Here is a 21,204-nt window from a genome sequence, read left to right as displayed (position 1 = left end):
CCTCTTACTTCCCATGACCTGCATATTCCGAATTATTCGGATTGCACTGATTCGCATGGTTATCATTATTTGCCTGATATGCGCTGTTATTCGGGTTATTCTGGTTGGCATAGTTGTCTATCTGCGCCTGTGTATGTGTATATCCCGATATGCCATTATTCCTGCTCATGCGCTCGCCTCCGTAGTGCAGTCAATCTTGCCTATAACTGCATTGTAGATAAGGGACTGCCTGTATTCCTGCAGCTTGGAAATAAGCTGGTTGTGTGCTTCTATCGTTTTTGCGATTTTTTTGCATTTGATATTCAGCCAAGAAACGATGTAATGCTGCTCTTCAACTGACGGGTTCGGTAGTTTAATGCTTCTCAGAGGGCCAGAATACAATGCCTCAATAGTTGTAGAGCCACTGGCTTGCTTAATCTGGTTCATCACAATATCCGTTCCATTAAAGACATATTGAACGTATTCGTTGAGAATCTTTGCGTTGTCCAGCCGAAATCTGATAAGGCAAGGATGCAGAATGCCTTTTTTTGCATCATGTGGAACTATTGCGACCTTTCCAATTGTTCCTCTTGTTGTAATGAGCATATCTCCTGGATATACTGCAAAGCTTTTCATTTCCTCGAATTTCCATTCAGGAATATGGACATCTGTTGCTTCAAAGTTATTATCCAGAACGCAACGCTGGTTATAAACCCATGGGCCATCATCTTGAAATATTCTGCTTGGCAATGATGAGCCAAATGGTCCAACACGCATATTGTTTTCATTGTCGCTTAGTAACATTTTTAACGGAGGGCATTGCCATGATGACGGTATAGTGCCAATGATCATGTTTCCGCTATCTTTCATTTCAACATTCAGATTCAGTCCCTTTGTTACAGCCTGTGTGATGACAGCCTTGCGGTATTCTTCCAGCTTCTCAATGATCTGCTGATGCTTGGAAATAGCAGAATCAATGGTAGAGCAATGAGAGTCAAGATAATGTACTATTGATTTCTGCTCCGCCATAGGCGGTATTGGAAGTTTAATCTTTCCGAGGTTTGAACGACTGATCCTCTGCATAGCGGTGCCGCTTGCCTGCTCTTCAACAGCGTGATGATACCTTTGACACTGCATGGCGTAGTTGAGATATTCTTTGCAATATGCTGTCCGGAGAATAGCAATATCTACGGCAAGCACATATTTATCGGATTCAGAAGGTAAAATGCAGGAACGTCCAAATGGCGCATTAAGACGAGCAATTACAAGATCGCCAGGATAAGCATACTTACACTTTAAGGCCGCAAATGTTTCTTCGGATATGTAACCATTTCCTTGTGGCTTAAATGCTCCGTCACCAACATTTCCGCTTGTGTAATATCTAATACCGTTGTCTGTTATATATTGAGATTCAATCCAATCACCATCTGTAAATGAATCATTTTTTGAGTTATCGGCAAGGTCTTTTATTCTGACTGCACTCCAATAATTCGGTATATCTCCTATCCATGGAACACCGCTATTCTTCATTTCTCTGCTCATTTCAGGAACTCCTCCTCAAAGGAGCCGAGACCTTTCTCAAGCTCTACGATTTCCTTGGCAATGTCTTCCGGCTTCCTTGGCTCTTCATAGTGGTAGAAGTACCTGTTGAAAGAAATGTTCGTGCCGACAACGCCAACCTCATGGTCACTGAGATTGCCTGTATCGGTCACAGTTTTGTCAATCCATGCATCCGGCGCAAAAGGCAGGACTTCTTTTGCCATGTAGTCATTGAAATCCATACCCCACGGAATGTCTTCCGTGTCCTTCAGCTCTGGATCTGGTACAACTTCACCGTTCTTATCGGTAACAGGCGCGTATGAGCTGTCCTCTACACCGAAGATGCTGATGATTTCCTTTTCAATGGCGGATGCTGCCACATTGGGCTTCTCCATCTTCTTGCGGATACTCTTGGCAAACTCACCAGCCCAGGAATAAGGCTTCAATTCGCCGCTATCCGCTTCTGTAAGTCCATTTACCAGCACATTCATGTTGTCGGCGGTCAGCTTGGAAAGCTTCGGATCAGCCTTGAACTCATCCAGTTTGTCTACACTGAGCTGGATCATTTCACGGAGCGGCCTCTGCGTGGTTACTCTGCGGAACATGAAGTCTGTATAAGGAACCATGACGGACTTGCCGCCGTTGTGCCCATCCACATAGGTCTTGACCACCCACGCAATGTCTTCATCATTCATTTCACGGTTCTTGTTACCGATATTGGAGCGCATGGAATGATAGTGCTCTGTTGCGTCAATCAGCTGCACAAAGCCCTTGCGTTCCTCCGGCTTCTTGTTCGTCAGCACCCAAAGATAGGTATTGATGCCAGTACGGTAGAACTCTCCCGTGCTGAGCTTCACTACGCAGTCAAGGTAGTCATTCTGCAGAATCCATCTGCGGATATTAGAGGGAGCGCTGCCAGGCTTGCCTGTAAAGAGAGGTGATGCAGACAGGATAATGCCAATCTTGCCGCCGCCTTCCTCTGCCGGACGCATCTTGGAGATCGCATTCTGCAGGAAAAGCATGGAACCATCATCCACGGACGGCACACCTGCACCGAATCTGCCCATGTATCCATAGCGGTCATGCTCATCCATGACATCCTTATACTCCACCTCAAACTTTTTCCCGTAAGGGGGATTGGACAACTGGAAATCAAACGTCTGCTCGCTGAACTGGTCATCGTTCAGCGTATCACCCTTCAGAATATGCTCTGAGAGGTCTTTGGTCTGGTCATAGATGTCATTATCATCATTGGAAACATTACGCAGAAGGAGCGCTGCCTTGCCCATTGCCCATGTTGTATCGTTGATTTCCTGACCATACGGGACAATGACTGTCGGGTGTTTCAGCCTGTTGGAGGTCTTCCATTCTTCAATCTGGTCAAGGGCATCGGAAATAAAGCCGCATGTACCGCAGGTCTGGTCATACAGCGTCCTGACATTGCCTTTGTCGGCTTCCAGAATGTCTTCTTCATTGGCAAACAGCATATTGACGGAAAGCCTTACGATGTCACGAGGGGTCATGAAATCTTCGGCATCCTCTGCAATCTCATCACCGAACTTCTGGATGAGGTGTTCATAGATGTTGGTCATGTCTCTGTCTGAAACAACGTCTGTTCCAAGGTCAATGGCACTGAACTTCTTGCAGACTTCATAGAGCAGGTTCTTGTTGTCCAGCTTGGAGCAGACGCTTTCAAAGTCAAATGCCTGGAAGATCTCACGGACGTTCGGGCTGAAAGACTCCACATAGGTTTTCATGGCAGCCAGAGTCTGGTTGCCGATGGTCTTCAGACGGATTGGCGAGATATTGTAGAAGGAGTAGCCGGAGACAGTGCAGTACTTGTCATCCTCATCGCCCCATTCGTTCTTTTTCTCTTCATACTTGGCAACTACCGCATCCCTGGTTGGCTCCAATGCACATTCCAGCCTTCTCAGAAGGGAGAACGGCAGTACAATCTTGTTGTAATCCTTGCGGTCAATCGCATCCCTTGCGTAGTCCGCAATGTTCCATATCATGCTTTCAATCGTTGATGTTTCAGACATATCTACACCCCTCAGAATATATTTACCTACCTATATTATAGGAGTTATTAGTGCCGTTTCAACCAGCTATTTAATCAAGCACACAAAAGTATAGATTTCTTGCTGCGGATATATTATGCTCAGTACAGGATGGACAGACGATATGAAATTCAACGTTAAGTTGGCTGCTTCAGAGCAGGATTACCTTGAGAAGCAGTACAAGGAATACACAGAGAAGACAACTATGACTGATAAGGAACGGTATGCACTAAAAGAATGGGTCATGGATGGCAACTGTCCTTATGACAATCCGATGGGACTATGGAAAGACAGTTTCCATACGGTTGAGTTTCTGGAAGTGTATCGTGACGAGGAATACATCGAGGAACACACCAAAGGAATGACGGCAGAAGACCGGAACAGATACGCCGCGGAATACTATGGATTCTCTACGTCTGAGGGACAGTAACAGACGCTCATAGGCCACATGGTTTGCAGTGATGCAGCCATGTGGCTTTTATTGTGCCAAATTGTCATTTCCGCCAGTCACTTGTTTTTGACTGTTCTCCATGCAACCATCAATTTCCACCAGTGGCACATTTTCATGTATCTGGCAGAGCAAAAGAAAAGAGCCTGGCTTTCCACCAGACTCCGATATTCGTCATAAAGGCATAGCTTCAGATTTCCACCACTTATTTAGGATACCCGAAAAAAGACGCTTATCTGCCGCCAAAGCGGTAAATAAACGTCTCGTTATGTAAAAATATTACGTTATCTCAATGTTCTTGGAAGCAGTTGGTCTTACTCTTCCTTTTCTTTGAGTTTCTTCAGAGTTGCTCCAATATCATCATTGATACAAATGGATTTTTTCTCGATCTCCTTGGGTGTAACAGCCTCTCCGAGATTCAGACATGCATAGGTAGCATCCGGCCATTCATATGTCATTTTCCAGAAACTGTATTTCACTATGCCTGGCGTATTGCCCCCGACCCCTGCCTCAAGGAACAATGTTTTCATTCCCTGATGCCTTCTGAGGAAATCATGATACCTGTTCTGTGCTGCATACCAGCCATCATCCTGTACAAATGTGTCATCACAGCGAAGATTGGTGGTCATCAGATTTCCATCATCCAGACACACCGGTACAAGCTCAGAGGGTATCGTCATCTTGAGTGCAGTATTCTCCGGAATGATCAGCTCGCCGTCATCCGCAATCTGATACCCCTCTGAGAGGATCATCTTGCGTATCGTTTCATAGTTGTCATATGTCTTGGTCTTAGCTGCTCCGCTTGGTGAACTGCTTTGGAATAATCCGTAGTCCCCCTGCGTATAGAAAAGCCGTTTCTTATCGAATCCACTCTTCTGAAAGCAATGATCTACATTGGTGGTCAAAACAAAGTAATCCTTGTCCTTCACAAGCTCAAGAAGGTCCTGATAGACCTGTGAGGGAATCGGCATGTACCGATTGACCCAGATGTTTCGGCACCAGTATCCCCAGAACTCCTCCATGGAGTCGTAAGGATAAAACCCAAGAGAATACATGTCGTGATAGCCATACTTCTCTTCGAAATCCTTAAAGTACTTTTCAAATCGCTCTCCTGAGTAAGTAAAGCCAGCAGACGTTGATAATCCTGCCCCGGCGCCGATCACCACGGCATCTGCTTCCTGAAGAGCATTGCGCAGCACCTCAATTCCATTTTCCGTATTCGTCTTTTTTGCCAAAATCATGCTGCACACTCCATTTCTGCCAATATCTGATATCTGTTGTTGTACGAATGTATCTGAATCTGTTGATTTTTCCCGGTTTTACGGGGCTTTCCTGTGGCGCGCGATATACAAAACACCGGCGTATTGTCGCCGACGCCCAGCTCCAGATACAAAACCCGCTTTCCCTCATGACGCTGCAGAAAATCGCGATACCGGTGCGCAGCCGCATACCAGCCATCATCCTGCACAAACGTATCATCGCAGCGAAGATTCATCGTCATCAACTGTCCGTCTTCCGGGCATATCAGGACAAGATTTGAGGGAATTGTCATATGTACCGCACCACATTCAGGAGAAGACAACACGCCATTTTCTTGAATATTCCACCCTTCTGAAAGAACCATCTCCCGGACCACTTCATAATTATCATATGTCCGGCGTCTTGTTACGCGACTTGGTGAACTGCTTTGAAACAGGCCGTAATCTCCCTGCATATAGAACAGACGTTTTTTATCGAACCCGCTCCTCTGGAAACAGTGATCTACGTTCGTTGTAAGTACAAAGTAGTCCTTATCCTTTATGAGACTGAACAGTCTCTCATAAAGACCTGAAGGAATCGGCGCATAGCGGTTGATCCAGATATACCGGCGCCAGAAACCCCAGTACTCCTCCATCGAAGAATAAGGATACAAACCGCCATAATACATATTCTGAAAATGATATTTCTCTTCAAAATCAGAGAAATAACGGTCAAACCGTTTCCCTTCATACGAATAGCCTGCCGCCGTCTACAGCCCTGCTCCAGCCCCGATCACGATCGCATCTGCCGCATCCAGCTGCTCTTTCAGGATTGATACATTCTCTTCCATCGTCATACGCGTCACACTACCCCGGGCCTTCGCTTTAATGCACGCTCACTTTACCCATTCCTTTTCTTATTATCAATTATTTAGTTACATCTATTTTCAGGCAAAAGAAAAGCAGCTGTCAGTGCCGACAGCCACCATCTGTTTTCCGTCCGAATCCTTCTTATGCCCGCAGGAGTTCCGCCGCCATCTTCACGGCATCCATGGGGCTGTTTACGACTCTTCCTTCAACGACTTTTGCGCCCGGAGCAAAGGACTGAACATGCTTCGCACAGTCTTTCAATCCCGATCCGCCGGATGTCGCAAAGACGATCAGCTTCTTGCCGCTGAAGTCGCCGCTTTCCAGAAATGTACGAATAATGTTCGGCTCCCGATACCACCAGATGGGGAACCCGACAAACACTGTCGAATACTGATCCAGATTCGAAACCTTTCCCTTCATTGTCGGCCTGAAATCAGGATCCGCTTCTTCCTTTGATGAACGGCTGTTGGTATTCATCCAATCAAGATCTGCTTCACTGTAGGCATGCGCCGGTTCAATCGCAAATAAATCGGCTCCACAAGCTTTGGAAATCGATTCTGCATCCTTTTTTGTTTCTCCGGTTGCAGAAAAATAAGAAACTAATATATCAGTCATCCTGTTTTTCTCCTTCATTTTCTTCCATTGCTTTCAGCGATCCGCTTCATCATCGTGACGACGACTGTTATGCCAAAAACAATATGCGTAATGATACACCGATCGCGCAGTGAACGCATCCTATTTTTTCTTTATTTTTGCTTATTTTTGACAAAATTATATGTTCCTGTCTGAAAATCAAACGCAGCCGAAAAAAGACACAGACCGCCCTGTCAGCAGCCCGTGTCCCGTTACGTCTATATTGTCGTTAGAAGCTATCAGCCAAGCGGAATTTCAACTACTTCTGCCATATGAACCAGGCAAGCCTCAATCTGCTGCGAAAGCTCGCGGACTAAACGATCGGTTATCTCATCGTTTTTTTCCTCTTCCAGCATCTTCAGCATCTGTCCCTTTACCTGCTTTGACACTGTTCCCATCCGTGCATGCATATAGCTGAGGGGAATCAGTTTGCGCACCGCCTTCGGAATTTTTGCATTCAGCACGGCCGTCTGCATCTGATCCTTGCCCAAGGCCAGCACCAGCATCGATAACAGTGCTCCGGCAACAATGCCGTTAGGTCCGGAAGAAATCACTGCCGTCCCCGCACCGCCGCATAACATGCCGACCAGAATGGAAATCGTCCCATCAATCAGCCACGTGATTTCTTTTACCGCAAACAAATCCTGGGCCGGCACCCGTACCGTCACATCCGATGCGGACAAATACGTATTGAGTGACAAGGCGGCATAAGGTACATGGTGCCGCACACAGATCGGCATTGTCAAATCTTCCAGCTGGTATGATACCTTCCGCAGCCAGGCTGAAGCAGGCTTTGCCATCCGCTTTCGGGCATCATCCGTATGTAGATAATTTTCAACTTCCTTCTGCAGCACAGAATCAATATCCGACAGACGCTCAATTTCACCATTGCGCCAGCGCTCTGTGACCGGTTCCACCACCTGCTCCAGAATCGGATCCACCATTGTTTCGACGCAGCTTTTGTACAGCGTATCAATATTGTCATGAACAATTGTTTCAACTGCACTGGAAGCGATCAGATGGTCCACATCCACCTTGAACTGGCGCAGCTCATCATCAATTTTTGCACAATAAGCAAGACCCCTGGCAACTGAGAATTCCGGTTCCATGCCGCAGATAACAACCGCCTCTGGAAACACCTCACGGCACCACGAGCGAATCACACTCATCCGCGAAACGCCGCCGGTCAGAAAGATCAGCCGCGGCGGCTGGGACGATGTACTTTCCTTCGCCTGCCGCAGGCTTTCCATAAACACCTCATGAAAGCTGCGGTCATTGAGGCGCTTCACCTTTTTATTCAGCAGGTGATCGGCAGTTTCACCATTCATGCGCAGCGTCAGTTTTATCGGAACCATGCCCCAGTGGATGGAGACCGACTGCACACATTCATGATCCGCCCAGTATTCTTCATCCGAGAAGTACCGCTCCTTTAATCGCCGCGCCGCAAAGTCGCAATAGCTGGACCATGCCGGACTTTGCTCGAAGGCATTCTGGATCCGCTTCCGGTTCGGCGAACTGTTCAATGCCTCCTCGAGAAGAATTTCATCCATGATGCCGCCGCCCAGAAAGACTTCGCCACCCGTCTTCAGTTCCTCTTCCTTTCCGCCGTTGATGTAGGCAAAGTCCGTCGTCGAAGAGCCGATATCGATGACCAGCACCGGCTGATGCAGAATATCGTAGCCAATCTGCAGATGCCGTGACTGACAGGCACTGACTAGGGCCGCCCGTGACTCCGAAACGATCCGCACCGGCGGATAGCCGCACTTTGCAAAAATCTGCCGGTATTCTTCCCGGACATTCCGATCCCAGCCAGCCGGACAGCCGATGTAGAATACCGCATCCTCATCCGTGTTTTTTAAGGTTCCGGAGCGCTTGAGATCCGCTAATACTCCCGAGGCAAAGGCCGCCACATCCTTTGCGGCTTCCGGATCCGTCAAAAACCGGCTCTTAAACCGGTCCCGGCGCGTCACACAGTCGGGCGCATAACATGCTTTTTCACCAATCAGCAGCTGCCCGTCCTTTGTATAGGCATACGCTGTCACGATGCTCTTGGTGCCGGCAAGCTCCTGAATCTGCGGCGCTGACGAGGAAACCGGATCTATCGTTGCAACTGCACTTTCCGCATCGCCCAGGTCAAAGCCGAAAAATACCGTCATCGACCGCCTCCTGCCGCAAGGCCGTGGCGCATCACATAGCCGTCCTTTACCAGAGCAGGACGCACAATACCGCCAGAGCCGGGGATATGGTCAAAGTATTCCGGATGTCTCCGATCATCTTCCACAATCGAAATACCCTTCATATGCAGTGCATAATGGATCTCGGAAACGACCTCCTTTGAAAGATCGCTGTCCCGCTCCGCAAAGGCACACTCCAGCAGCCTCTGGTAAACATCCAGGCTGCTGTCTTCTGAGCTGCCGGATTCTTTTTTCAGAAGAATACGCTGCTGCGACTTTTCTTCGGCAGCCAGATCCTGCAGCGCATGATCCACAACCGCGAGCATCCCTTTGATCGCATGGACAATTGCCTCCGGATCAATGGCCACTTCTCCATGCACAAGATCCTCTGACGAATGAACTTCATGGAAGCTTTTTCCATAAAGCCAGAAAAAGACACAGGCGCCTGCTGCGCAGGCGAAGGCAAGAAGAGATGCGCGGGTGAGGGATTGCATTTCCAAAAGAGAAAGAACAAGTGCCGCTGCAGCGAAGATCCAAGCAAGAATACGAAAGAGCGCATTGCCGTTCCTCTTATGACCAGAGGAAGGTTCCTGAATGATCCGCACATCACCATGGGCACACATTAAAGGAAGCGCAGCCCGCAGCGCACTGATCTGTTCATTCGCACTGCGCCGCATCGGTTCTGAAAGATTCTGATCATTGTATGCAGAAAGCAGGCGGCTCAGCTCCTCTTCGCATATTGTCTCTGCTTCCCGTTCACTTTCACACGCCAAAAGCTGTGAAGAAAAGGCTTCACAGTCTTCCTGAAAGAAATCTGTCAGTGTTTTCATCGCCGAAGTACTCCCGGCACCATTGTATGCCATTGCAAAAGAGAAATGCGATCAGCCAAGCAGCGATACCACCATATCACCGCATTCGACCGTTGATGCACTGCCGCCAAGATCTGCGGTCAGTCCCTTCTTCTCTACGAGCATCGTTTCGATCACATTGAGAATCCGAGCACTCCATTGTGGATAGCCGAGGAACTCCAGCAGCTGCGCCGCGGACCAGACAGCCGCCAGTGGATTGGAAATTCCCTTCCCCGCAATATCCGGTGCAGACCCGTGGATCGGTTCAAACATCGATGGGTACTTCCGTTCCGGATTCAGATTTGCTCCTGCCGCAAGGCCCATACCGCCAGAGATGGCTGCGCCAAGGTCCGTCAGAATGTCACCGAACAGGTTCGACGTCACAACAATCTGGAAGCGCGACGGATTGCGTACCATGAACATCGCCGCCGCATCCACGAGCAATGAATGGGTCTCCACATCCGGATATTCCTTTCCGACTTCCTTGAAGATCTGATCCCAGAACACCATGGAATAATTGAGCGCATTTCCCTTGGAAATGCTGGTCAGCGTCTTATGCTGTGAGCGTGCCATTTCATAGGCATAGCGAATGATACGCTCCGTTCCCTTGCGGGAAAAGACGCTGTCCTGAATCACTACTTCCTGGGGCGAATCCGGATAGAGCCAGGCTCCCTGGCCGCTGTACTCACCTTCGCTGTTTTCACGGATGAACACCATATCGATATCGCCTGGCTTTGCGTTCTTCAGCGGGCACGGTGCACCGCTCAGCAGCTTCACCGGCCTGAGGTTGACATACTCGTCAAAATCATGGCGGATCTTCAGCAGCAGATCCCGCAGCGAAATATGATCCGGGACGCCCGGCGCGCCGATCGCGCCGAGCAGAATCGCATCATACGGCCGCAGAATATCAATACCGTTGGCAGGCATCATCTCCCCCGTCTTCTGATAGTATTCGCATCCCCATGGATACGTATCGAAGCGGAAGGAGAATGTACCATCCAGCTGCGAAATACGGTTCAACACCTTTAAACTTTCATTGATTACTTCCGGGCCGATCCCATCTCCAGGGATCACGGCAATTGTGTATTGTTTCATAGCAAGCGCCTCTTTCCTCTACGCTTATTATAGTTGTGTGGGTTCTCCCGGTTTCCAGTTTTTCGCCTTTTGAATCATTCCCAGCGACACATGGCAATAGCCGCCCGGATTCTTATCCAGATACTTCTGGTGTGCCTCATGAGCCGTATAGAAACACTGCAGCGGCTCACATTCCACAACGATGGGACGCGTATAACGAATCTGCAGCGTAGACAGACATTCGCGCGCGATGGCACGGTCTTCTTCACTCACGGTATAGATGCCGGTCCGATAGTTTGTTCCGATATCACCACCCTGCCTGTTCAGCGAAGTCGGGTCAATGATGTTGAAGAACAGCTCCAGCAGCGTCTTCAGAGAAATCACCGCATTGTCATACTGCACATGCACGGTTTCTGTGTAGCCCGTATCCGAATGTTTCACCTGATCATAGGTCGGCGATGGCGTATTTCCATTCGCAAAGCCGACTTCCGTATGCACAACTCCCTGAATATTGTCCAGAAACTTCTGCGTCCCCCAATAGCATCCCCCGGCAAGATATACTTCTCTGATCATGTGTGCCTCCCAGCAGATAAATAACACTTCTGATTGTAACGAATATCCTTAGGAAGCCTCCCCGTCATTTACTGCAGTACATGACAGGGAAGCCTGATCTTTGATCAATACAAATCCCAGCCTACAGCCGGTGGAACACGGGCTGCCAGTGTTCGATGGTGCAGAACTCGCTGTAGCCAAAGCTCTTCAGGATTTCGTGCGCATCATCAAGATGGGCAGCGAGCTGCACCGTCGAGTGAGCATCCGAACCGATTGTCAGAATCCTTCCTCCAAGGTCATGGTACAACTTCAGAATGGCACGGGAAGGCTGCGTATCACTCAGACCATAGCGCCATGAAGAAGTATTGAGCTCGATTCCCTTTCCATTCCTGATGGCAAGCTTCAGAATCTCTGCCACCAGGTCTTCGACCTGCTCAAACGGAAGAACACCGGCCAGATCATAGCGAACAATCAAATCCAAATGCGCCAGAACAGAATAACCGTCAAAACCCTCCATGACCTTTTTCATCGCTTCATAGTAGGCGCGGTTATATTCCAGCTGACTCTTTCCGCTCTGAAAGTCCTGGGTCCAGAACTCCTGATCATCGATTTCATGGATGCTCAAAAGAGCACCGTCCATCGAGTCCTTCCACCGTTTCAGCAGATCTTCATATTTTCCAATCGTATGCGTCTGTACGCCGAATTCCAGACCTGCATGAATCGCAATCCGATCACTGTACTTTTCACGCATCTCATCGATTCTGGCAAAATAGGCGGGATAATCCACGTTGGCAAGAGGCTCACGGATACCGTTCTCCACACGCCATTCAATGTTCCCCTCACTCCAGTCTTTCTTCACGCCATAGTCAACATGTTCCGTGAAGCAGATCTCACTCAGCCCAAGCTGAAGTGCCTGAAGAATCTGCTGTTCCATCTCCGCTTTTCCATCATCGCTGAAGGTGGTATGTACATGATCGTCCGCAAACATTCATTCTCTCCCCGGTAAATAATTGTCAGATACCGCTATCGTCTCTATTCACTATTCTAGCGGCATTCCCCTGTGAAACCATAAAAACCGGAGACTCTCATCCCCGGTTTCTGAAACAATCAACGAAAGCTGCCCTGATCAGGCAAGCACCGACTCGCCGCGCTTCACATCGCCCGGCTGACGGAATGTGATTGTCTGACCGTTGGCATTGGTCACAATCAGCATCGTGGACATATCGTACTTCGCCCCGAGCTTCTTGAAGTCAACCGTCACAATCGGATCACCGGCCTTAACTTCATCGCCCTGCTTAAAGTTCAGAACCTTGAAGCCGTCGCCATTGGCTTCCACCGTATTGATACCGATATGCACCAGCAGCTCTACACCATTCTTCATCGTCACACCAAAAGCATGTCCTGTCGGAAACAGTACCGTCAGATTGCCATTTGCAGGTGCACAGATCGTCATCGAATCTGCATCAAATTTGAAGGCAACGCCATCCCCCATCATCTTCTGGGCAAAGACAGGATCCGGAACCGTCGTAATATCGATCAGCTTCCCGTCTGCGATTGCCACAATTGCATCATCACCAACATTCACCGGTTCCAGTTCCGGCTGCTTCTTAAAAAGATTTCCAAACAGTCCCATCTCTCTATTTCCTCCTTGGCGAAGTAAGTCACCTTCGATCACCTGATCAATCCTAACACGCATCGCCTCACTGCGCTTGATGGAATATTCGCCTATCAATCACTTAAATCACTTCCGTTGGACGCAATGACCTTCTTATACCAGTAGAAGGAATCCTTGCGAAACCGCTGCAGCGTCCCTGTACCATCATCGTATTTATCGACATAGATAAAGCCATACCGCTTCGCCATCTCCCCGGTTGAAGCCGATACCAGATCAATGCAGCCCCAGGGCGTATAGCCAAGCAGATCAACACCATCCTCAACCGCTTTGCCCATTTCGATGATGTGCTGGCGAAGATAGTCAATCCGGTATGTATCATGAACCGTACCATCCTCAAGCCTGTCACGTGCCCCCAGTCCGTTTTCAACAACCATGATCGGCAGACCATATCGATCATAAATCTCATTCAGTGTCCAGTGCAGCCCCTGCGGATCAATCTGCCACCCCCAGTCGCTCGCCTTCAGGTACGGATTTTTTAATCCCATCGACATATTTCCCGCTGTGGATTCTGCATGCGGATCCAGGCCGACACAGGTTGACATATAGTAGGACAGCGTATAGAAATCAACCGTGCCTTCCTTCAATATATCCAGATCACCAGGCTCCATATTTATTTTGATGCCTTCCTTCTCCCATAATGCCTTTGCATAGGAAGGATACTCTCCACGCACCATCACATCGGAGCAGTACCAGTTCATTCGCCGCATCGCCGCCTGGTTAGCGAGAATATCTGACGGGTTGCAGGTCAGCGGATACGAAGTGATAAAACAAATCATATTGCCAAGCTGAAACTGCGGATAGTTCGCATGCGCATAGCTGACAACCTTCGCACTAGCCACAAACTGATGATGAAGCGCCTGAAACCGCACCTGCGGATCATCCGGCAGCCGGGTAACCGGCCCATGGAATCCCTGAATCGTCCCCAGAGACAAAAAGGTTCCCATCGGCAGCGTACCCGTATTGATTTCATTGAATGTCAGCCAGTACTTGACCAGATCTTTGTACCGCTCAAACACAACATGGCAATACTTTTCAAACAGTCCAATCAGTTCTCTGGATGCCCATCCATTGTATTTTTCAACAAGCGCATAGGGCATCTCATAGTGTGACAGTGTCACTAACGGCTCAATGTTGTACTTATGGCACTCCTTAAATACATCCTCATAGAACTGCAGTCCCTTCTCGTTAGGCTCATCTTCTTCACCTGTTGGGAAAATACGTGTCCAGTTGATGGATGTACGAAACACCTTAAAGCCCATCTCGGCAAACAGAGCAATATCTTCCTTGTAGTGATGATAAAAGTCAATTGCCTCATGCGAAGGATAATACGTCTTCTGCTCAATCGATAAGGTTATGCGCCGCGGCTCCTTAAAACTGCCCCCGGTGCACATATCCGGAACAGAAGGTCCTTTCCCATCCACATTCCATGCGCCTTCAAGCTGGTTTGCCGCGACTGCGCCTCCCCAAAGAAAACCCTTTCTGAATTCAGCCATTACCGCACTGCTCCTTTCTGTCCCACTTTAGATTTCACTTTGTTTCCCATCTCTTTTTCAGAGTGAAGGCCGCATCCTTTGGCTGACGCTGACGCGTAAAGACACCTTTCTTATTTCCATTAACACGGAAAACGCCTTCCGATGTCTGGAAGTCGGCGAAATTCCACGTCAATTCCCCCTGAACAAAGGGATAGCTGTCAAATACCCGGAAGTTCATCGCATAGTACTCGTTCTGATACTCCTGGGTCCACATGACGCTTGGAAGCTTATGCTCACTCCCCAGCGTATCGGTGCCAAACTCCGTAAAGACAAATGGTTTATTCAGCCCCTTGGCTGCCCAGCGGTCCATCTCATCACGGAACAGTTCTTCGGCTTCATCCATTTCCGATGCCCCGCCATTGATATACCATCCGTAATAGCGGTTCATACAAACAATATCCACCAGCGGATATACCTGGCAAAGCTCCGGCTTCGAATTCTTTTCAAACGCACCCGTCAAAGGGCGATGCTGCGGATCCAGAGTCCTTGCCCACTCAAACACTTCCTTAAAATAGTTGTAGGCATATTCACTGATCGTTTCCGGTTCATTGAACAGACTGAACGTAATAACCGAAGGATGATTCTTGTCTCGTATAATCATCTCTTCAACCTGTGCCTTATGGTTGGCAAGCAGCTGAGGCACCGTCGGCGTCTCAAAGAAGCTTGTATAGCCGCCCATGCCTGCCGCAATAAAGTTGTGCGTCGAGCGCATCATGCCTACGGCGGGAACTTCGTCGATGATCAAAAAACCCTCTTCGTCAGCCATCTGATACCACTCTTCAGCATACGGATAATGGCTGGTTCGGAAACAGTTAGCGTTCGTCCACTTCATACATTCAAAGTCACGCTTCGCAACCGCCCAGCTGAAGCCACGGCCAAGGATGTCAAAATCCTCATGTTTCCCATACCCCTTCAGATAGACAGGTTCCTCATTGATCAGAATCTGAGTTCCTTCAATCCTTACGGTACGGATCCCGATCCGGCTTTCATAGCTGTCAATGATTCCTGCATCCCCATGGATGGTCATCACCAGACGATAAAGATAGGCGTTGCGCACCTTCCAAAGATGTGCATTGGCAACAAATAAGCTGCCCTCATTTCCTTCCGAGTAAGCCACCTGGTTCCCTTCACGATCCAACAGCTTCACCGTCACCGGATTCGTTCCGTTGGTCCGGATCGAATAGTGGACAACGGCATCGTCCCCTTTCAGCTCATAACGCGTATCAAAATCGAGGATCGATTCCTTCGGAATTGAGAGTACATGCACACTCCGGTGGATACCGGAATAGTTAAAGAAATCAAAGTACGGTTTCGCAATCTTACGGCCATCCTTGCGTACTTTCACCGTACCGCAGGGAAGTGTTGTTTCGGACAATTCATTGTTCGCCCATACCGCAATATGATTACGTTCGCCATACTTCACCAAATCCGTCACATCCAGAACAACGGGCAAAAATCCACCTTCATGGCTGCCGGCTTCCACACCGTTAACATAGACGGTGCACCGGTGCGTCACACTGCCAAAGCGCAGAATGATACGTTTACCTTCCTCATATTGATTCAGGAAGAAATCCTTTGCGTACCAGAAGTCGCCGCAATAATCACGATCCACCGCATCCGTGAAAAAATCCGCAAAGCTTGCGGGCACAGGCATCGGGATCGGGGAAGGAAGGGCAACTGCCCATCCCTCCTTCTTCCCAATTGATTCAGGATCAAAACGGAAATCCCACATTCCGTCCAGCGCAAAGAAACTACGTGTCGAATTAACGACTGGATACAGCTCAGAAACACCCATGTGATCAACCTCCGTTTCAATCAAGAACAAAACCAGGCAACTTAGTTATTTTCCTCAATCATCTTGTCACTGTACATGACATACGCAGCCGCGAATGCGCCGACCACAGAAATGACGATTGCCACAATACCCCACTTACCATAGATCGCAGCGATCGCCGGCAGCGTCAGGGCATTGACCGAAATCATCGTGTCACGGGTCACATGGAAGAAACCGGCAACAGCGCCGCCAATACCGTTGATCAGAATAACAGCCGCAAAAATCTTCTTGCACTTCATCAAAACACCATAGATCGCCGGTTCCGTTACACCGCCAACCAGACCTGTGACACCCGCGGCACCAGCCAGTTCCTTGAACGGCTTATTCTTTGACTTCAGAGAAATTGCAAGGCAGGCAGCAGAGATACCGAAGTTTGTACCAACCGTCAGCGGCAGAATGGAATCGACGCCCGTCACCGCAAGATTGTTCATAACGATGGGAACCAGACCCCAGTGCAGGCCAAAGATGATCATGACCGGCCACAGGGAAGCCAGCAGGAAGCCGCCAACCAGCGGCATCGTATTCAGGAACCAGGCAATGCCTGCAGCGATCCATCTGCCCAGAACATCCGTCACCGGACCAACAACCAGAACGATCAGCGGGAAGCAGATGAGCATCACCAGAACCGGTCCAAACACGTTCTTGATCACCGTCGGAAGTACGCGGTCAAAGAATTTCTCCAGCTTCGCCTGTACCCATGCCGCAATAATAATCGGGAACACCGTCGAAGAATACGAAATCATCGTAACCGGAAGTCCGAAGAAGGTCACTGGATTTTCTGCACCCTTCAGTGCAAGGAAATTCGGATACAGCATCGCTGCCGCAATTGCCATCGTAAGAAACGGCTTGGCACCGAATTTCTTTCCCGCTGTATACGCAAGGAAGATCGGCAGGAAGAAGAAGACACCGTCCGCAGCCGCATAAAGAATGGTATAAGTTGTTCCTGTTTTATCGATCAGGCCCAGCGTTGTGAATAGCACCAGGAAACCCTTTAACAGTCCTGCGCCCATGAAAGCGCCCATGAACGGCATGAAGATCGCGGAAACAAGATCCGCAATGATTCCAACGATATCGTGCTTTCCAGTCTTTTTATCCGCTTCTGTTTCGGCCGGATCTGCAGCCACTTCTCCTTCGGCATTTACATGGTAATCGGCGAGAATTGCATCATACACATCCGCAACATCCTGGCCGATAACAACCTGATACTGTCCGCCGGAAACCATGGTCTTTAAGACGCCGGGAACCTTCTTCAGTTCCGCCTCGTTCACCTTGTTTGTGTCCTTCAGCTTAAAGCGAAGTCTTGTTACGCAATGCGTCAGTGATTCAACGTTTGCTTCGCCGCCGATGTTAGCCATAATGGCCTTAGCTAAATTCTTGTAATCCTTCATAATCGTTTTCCCTTTTCTTTCAGCCTGCCCCTTTTCAGGCAGATATATAGAAAGCCCGGTTTTCCTGAAAAAACGTTCACGCGTAAAACGTTTCTTCCTGAAATCCGGGCCTTGCTGAACCTGATCATAACATTGCCTGCTTCACTTCAGTGTTTACGAATCCTTGCCAGATGCACGGCCAGGTAGAGATTCTCTTCCTTACCGCCGCTGTATCCGTATTTTTGTTCCACGAATCTGAGTACCTTTTTGCTGACGCGGTATTCTTCTGGATACTGCATCGCCAGCACGTTTACCACCGAGTCGCTTAAGTTCTGCTCATTGTAGTGCACATTTTGTACCACTCTTTGGGCAAAGAACTTGAGATGCGTCATATACCGGAAGTAAGCCAATGACTCCGGGTTGGTGTCCACATCCAGATCTTCGCGAATCATTTGATCCAGCTCATGAACCAGCTGCAGCATTTTCCGTATATTTGTATGCTCATTTCCCTGCTGCGCCATCACAAAGTGCATCGCAACAAAGCCGGCTTCATCCTCCGGAAACTCAACACCCAGCCGAAGCTTTGCGATCTTCAATCCCTCAATACCGATGGAATACTCCCTTGGATAAAAATTGGCAATGTCCTCCAGCATCGTATTCGGAATGACGATGCCTTCCTTCAGATTTTCCGCCGCATTGTACAGATGGTCCACCAGAGAAAGATGGATATGCTCGCTGAATTTCAAATCAGGATTCAGCCGCTTGCCGAACTCGATAATTTCCTCGGCCGCCATAATGTAATCCTCAGGGATCGACTCGACAATCTTCTCAAACTGAGCAACCGAACTCTTTTCCTTCAGCACAAACCACTTCTCAACCCGGTCCTCATCCACATTCTCTTTCGGCTTCTTTTTAAATCCCAGACCACTGCCAAGGAGGAGAATTGATTCATGATGTTCATTTTGCGCAATGACCGCATTCGTATTCAAAATCTTCTCAATCTTCATGATCCACCCCAAAGCCTTCGGGAGAAATAAAAGGCAGGCCCAACTGTGCGAAACGCAAAAAGATTCGCAGCCGCCGGACTTGCCTGATTGAACAGTAACACTTCCGAGAGTATTTATACCCGATATTCTATTCAGATGCAAGCGTTTTCACAAAAAATAGTTGACCGGAATACCAAAAGCGGCAGATCGACAGCCATCAAATCAGGCGACAACCGAGTCGCCGCGCTTTACATCGCACGGTTTGCGGAACGTAATCGTCTGTCCATTAGCATTGGTCACAATCAGCATCGTGGACATATCGTACTTCGCCCCGAGCTTCTTGAAGTCAACCGTCACAATCGGATCACCGGCCTTAACTTCATCGCCCTGCTTAAAGTTCAGAACCTTGAAGCCGTCGCCATTGGCTTCCACCGTATTGATACCGATATGCACCAGCAGCTCTACACCGTTCTTCATCGTCACACCGAACGCATGTCCCGTCGGAAACAGTACCGTCAGGTTCCCATTGGCCGGTGCACAGATCGTCATCGAATCCGCATCAAATTTGAAGGCAACTCCATCCCCCATCATCTTCTGGGCAAACACAGGATCCGGAACCGTCGTAATATCGATCAGCTTCCCGTCTGCGATTGCCACAATTGCATCATCACCAACATTCACCGGCNGCTCTACACCGTTCTTCATCGTCACACCGAACGCATGTCCCGTCGGAAACAGTACCGTCAGGTTCCCATTGGCCGGTGCACAGATCGTCATCGAATCCGCATCAAATTTGAAGGCAACTCCATCCCCCATCATCTTCTGGGCAAACACAGGATCCGGAACCGTCGTAATATCGATCAGCTTCCCGTCTGCGATTGCCACAATTGCATCATCACCAACATTCACCGGCTCCAGTTCCGGCTGCTTCTTAAAAAGATTTCCAAACAGTCCCATCAGTCAAGATCCTCCCCATTGGACTGGATTGCCTTCTGGTACCAGTAGAAAGAGTCCTTCCGGTACCGCCGGAAGCTGCCTTTACCATAATCATCGCAATCTACGTATACAAAGCCATAACGCTTTGCCATCTCACCGGTCGAAGCCGATACCAGATCGATGCAGCCCCACCATGTATAGCCAAATAAAGGAACATTGTCCTGCTCGATCGTATCGCGCATCGCCTGAACATGCCGGCGCAGATAGTCGATCCGATACGGATCATGTACCGTTCCATCCGCTTCCAGATGGTCCTTCGCTCCAAGCCCGTTTTCAACAATGATGATCGGCAGCTGGTAGCGGTCATACACCTCATTCAGCGTAAACCGCAGCCCTTCCGGATCAATCTGCCAGCCCCACTGGGAAGTTTCAAGATACGGGTTTTTCGCTCCGCCAAGAAGATTGCCGGAAACCTGTGCCTCATCATGAACCGTCACACAGTTGGTCTGATAGTACGAAAGAGAGAAGAAATCAACTGTCCCCGCTTTCAGCACTTTACGATCCTCATCGGTAATATTCAGTTGAATGCCCTGCTTTTTCCAGAACGGTACACAATAACTACCATAAGTGCCGCGACACTGCACATCGGAACAATACCATTGATGCATGCGCCAGTCATTCTGTGCCTTCAACTGGTCCTTAGGATCCGGTGTCAATGCATAGACCGGCATCATTGCAATCATGTTTCCGACGCTGCACTTTGGATCAATTTCATGCGCCGCCAGCACCGCTTTGGCGCTGGCAACCAGCTGATGATGCAGCGCCTGATAGCGAAGTTGCGGATCATCCACCTGCTTCAGAAAATTGCTGGTTCCGGCATTGCGAATACCAAGCGACATATAGTTGCCAAGCGGCAGTGTCCCGCAGTTGATCTCATTGAATGTGAGCCAGTACTTTACCTTGCCCCTGTAACGGGTAACAACCGTACGGACATACTTCCCAAACAGATCAATCACATGACGATCGGCCCAGCCATTATATTTTTCCGTCAGATGCAGCGGCATCTCATAATGGGACAGCGTCACCAGAGGCTCAATCCCGTACTTATGCAGCTCATCAAACACCGCATCATAGAAAGCCAGCCCCGCCTCATTAGGTTCACTTTCTTCCCCGGTCGGGAAGATGCGGCTCCAGGCAATCGACATCCGGTACACCTTGAAGCCCATCTCCGCCATCAATGCAATATCTTCCTTGTAATGATGATAGAAGTCAGAAGCTGTACGATTCGGATAGTAGCAGTTCTCTTCCGTCGTCTTCGTGATTCGCCGCGGGCTGAGATGCGTGCCGTTGGTCAGCATATCGGCATCGCTCAATCCCTTGCCATCACAGTCATAGCCGCCCTCAAACTGATTGGCAGCCGTCGCTCCTCCCCAGAGAAAGTCCTTCGGAAACGGCATGA

Annotated in this window: 19 protein-coding genes; 1 reads left to right on the top strand and 18 read right to left on the bottom strand. The window is 49.0% G+C overall.

The window, feature by feature from the left end; genetic code table 11:
• Nucleotides 1–4: 4 nt before the first annotated feature.
• The 3 genes from C1714_RS13995 to C1714_RS06080 are packed head-to-tail and all read right to left on the bottom strand — an operon-like array spanning nt 5 to nt 3,560.
• Entirely contained in the window at nt 5–169 is a 165-nt protein-coding gene (locus tag C1714_RS13995; RefSeq protein WP_167849948.1) for a hypothetical protein, read from the bottom strand.
• Nucleotides 166–1,521 (bottom strand): restriction endonuclease subunit S, encoded by a 1,356-nt coding sequence (locus C1714_RS06085; protein WP_102342348.1) that lies wholly within the window; start codon nt 1,519–1,521, stop codon nt 166–168. Before C1714_RS06085 ends, C1714_RS13995 begins: the two co-directional genes overlap by 4 nt.
• Nucleotides 1,518–3,560, bottom strand: a complete 2,043-nt coding sequence (locus tag C1714_RS06080) for a type I restriction-modification system subunit M (RefSeq protein ID WP_102342347.1) — start codon at nt 3,558–3,560, stop codon at nt 1,518–1,520. Before C1714_RS06080 ends, C1714_RS06085 begins: the two co-directional genes overlap by 4 nt.
• A 142-nt stretch (nt 3,561–3,702) precedes the next feature.
• Here C1714_RS06080 and C1714_RS06075 point away from each other — a divergent pair, with 142 nt between their 5' ends.
• Nucleotides 3,703–4,008, top strand: a complete 306-nt coding sequence (locus tag C1714_RS06075; RefSeq protein WP_102342346.1) for a hypothetical protein — start codon at nt 3,703–3,705, stop codon at nt 4,006–4,008.
• A gap of 332 nt (nt 4,009–4,340) precedes the next feature.
• Here C1714_RS06075 and C1714_RS06070 read toward each other — a convergent pair whose 3' ends face one another.
• The 15 genes from C1714_RS06070 to C1714_RS06000 all read right to left on the bottom strand — a co-directional run bounded on the left by C1714_RS06070 (nt 4,341) and on the right by C1714_RS06000 (nt 21,202).
• Complete coding sequence (locus C1714_RS06070) at nt 4,341–5,267, bottom strand: SIR2 family NAD-dependent protein deacylase (RefSeq protein WP_102342345.1); 927 nt, start codon at nt 5,265–5,267, stop codon at nt 4,341–4,343.
• Nucleotides 5,264–5,953, bottom strand: coding sequence for an SIR2 family NAD-dependent protein deacylase (locus C1714_RS06065; protein WP_102342344.1), 690 nt, complete (start codon nt 5,951–5,953; stop codon nt 5,264–5,266). The genes C1714_RS06070 and C1714_RS06065 overlap by 4 nt, the downstream gene beginning before the upstream one ends.
• Before the next feature lie 322 nt (nt 5,954–6,275).
• Nucleotides 6,276–6,749, bottom strand: a complete 474-nt coding sequence (locus C1714_RS06060; protein ID WP_102343160.1) for a flavodoxin — start codon at nt 6,747–6,749, stop codon at nt 6,276–6,278.
• Between the two features lie 257 nt (nt 6,750–7,006).
• A complete protein-coding gene (locus tag C1714_RS06055) occupies nt 7,007–8,923 on the bottom strand; it encodes an Hsp70 family protein (protein ID WP_102342343.1) in 1,917 nt (638 codons plus the stop codon).
• A complete protein-coding gene (locus tag C1714_RS06050; RefSeq protein ID WP_102342342.1) occupies nt 8,920–9,771 on the bottom strand; it encodes a hypothetical protein in 852 nt (283 codons plus the stop codon). The genes C1714_RS06055 and C1714_RS06050 overlap by 4 nt, the downstream gene beginning before the upstream one ends.
• Before the next feature lie 51 nt (nt 9,772–9,822).
• Complete coding sequence (locus C1714_RS06045; RefSeq protein WP_102342341.1) at nt 9,823–10,884, bottom strand: tartrate dehydrogenase; 1,062 nt, start codon at nt 10,882–10,884, stop codon at nt 9,823–9,825.
• A 27-nt stretch (nt 10,885–10,911) separates the two neighbouring features.
• Nucleotides 10,912–11,436 carry a peptide-methionine (S)-S-oxide reductase MsrA gene (msrA, locus tag C1714_RS06040; protein WP_102342340.1) on the bottom strand — a complete coding sequence of 175 codons (525 nt, stop codon included), beginning with the start codon at nt 11,434–11,436 and terminating at the stop codon, nt 10,912–10,914.
• A gap of 121 nt (nt 11,437–11,557) precedes the next feature.
• The gene (locus tag C1714_RS06035) at nt 11,558–12,403 is read right to left on the bottom strand and encodes a histidinol-phosphatase HisJ family protein (protein ID WP_102342339.1); all 846 of its coding nucleotides are present in this window, start codon (nt 12,401–12,403) and stop codon (nt 11,558–11,560) included.
• Nucleotides 12,404–12,541: 138 nt separating this feature from the next.
• On the bottom strand, nt 12,542–13,048 hold the full coding sequence (locus C1714_RS06030) for a PTS sugar transporter subunit IIA (RefSeq protein WP_102342338.1): 507 nt from the start codon (nt 13,046–13,048) through the stop codon (nt 12,542–12,544).
• Nucleotides 13,049–13,143: 95 nt separating this feature from the next.
• On the bottom strand, nt 13,144–14,583 hold the full coding sequence (locus C1714_RS06025; protein ID WP_102342337.1) for a glycoside hydrolase family 1 protein: 1,440 nt from the start codon (nt 14,581–14,583) through the stop codon (nt 13,144–13,146).
• 34 nt (nt 14,584–14,617) lie between these two features.
• Entirely contained in the window at nt 14,618–16,417 is a 1,800-nt protein-coding gene (gene uidA, locus C1714_RS06020; protein WP_102342336.1) for a beta-glucuronidase, read from the bottom strand.
• Nucleotides 16,418–16,458: 41 nt separating this feature from the next.
• Nucleotides 16,459–17,844: a PTS transporter subunit EIIC gene (locus C1714_RS06015; RefSeq protein ID WP_102342335.1), complete on the bottom strand. Its 1,386-nt coding sequence runs from the start codon at nt 17,842–17,844 to the stop codon at nt 16,459–16,461.
• A 146-nt stretch (nt 17,845–17,990) separates the two neighbouring features.
• Entirely contained in the window at nt 17,991–18,830 is an 840-nt protein-coding gene (locus C1714_RS06010) for a PRD domain-containing protein (protein WP_102342334.1), read from the bottom strand.
• Between the two features lie 201 nt (nt 18,831–19,031).
• Nucleotides 19,032–19,766: a PTS sugar transporter subunit IIA gene (locus C1714_RS06005; protein ID WP_102342333.1), complete on the bottom strand. Its 735-nt coding sequence runs from the start codon at nt 19,764–19,766 to the stop codon at nt 19,032–19,034.
• Nucleotides 19,766–21,202: a glycoside hydrolase family 1 protein gene (locus C1714_RS06000; protein ID WP_102342332.1), complete on the bottom strand. Its 1,437-nt coding sequence runs from the start codon at nt 21,200–21,202 to the stop codon at nt 19,766–19,768. Before C1714_RS06000 ends, C1714_RS06005 begins: the two co-directional genes overlap by 1 nt.
• Nucleotides 21,203–21,204: the final 2 nt, after the last annotated feature.

It is taken from the genome of Galactobacillus timonensis (genome assembly GCF_900240265.1).
In the GTDB taxonomy this organism is placed as follows: domain Bacteria; phylum Bacillota_I; class Bacilli_A; order Erysipelotrichales; family Erysipelotrichaceae; genus Bulleidia; species Bulleidia timonensis.
The sequence above is the reverse complement of the archived record's forward strand: the minus strand, read 5'-3'. Positions and strand labels throughout refer to the sequence as shown.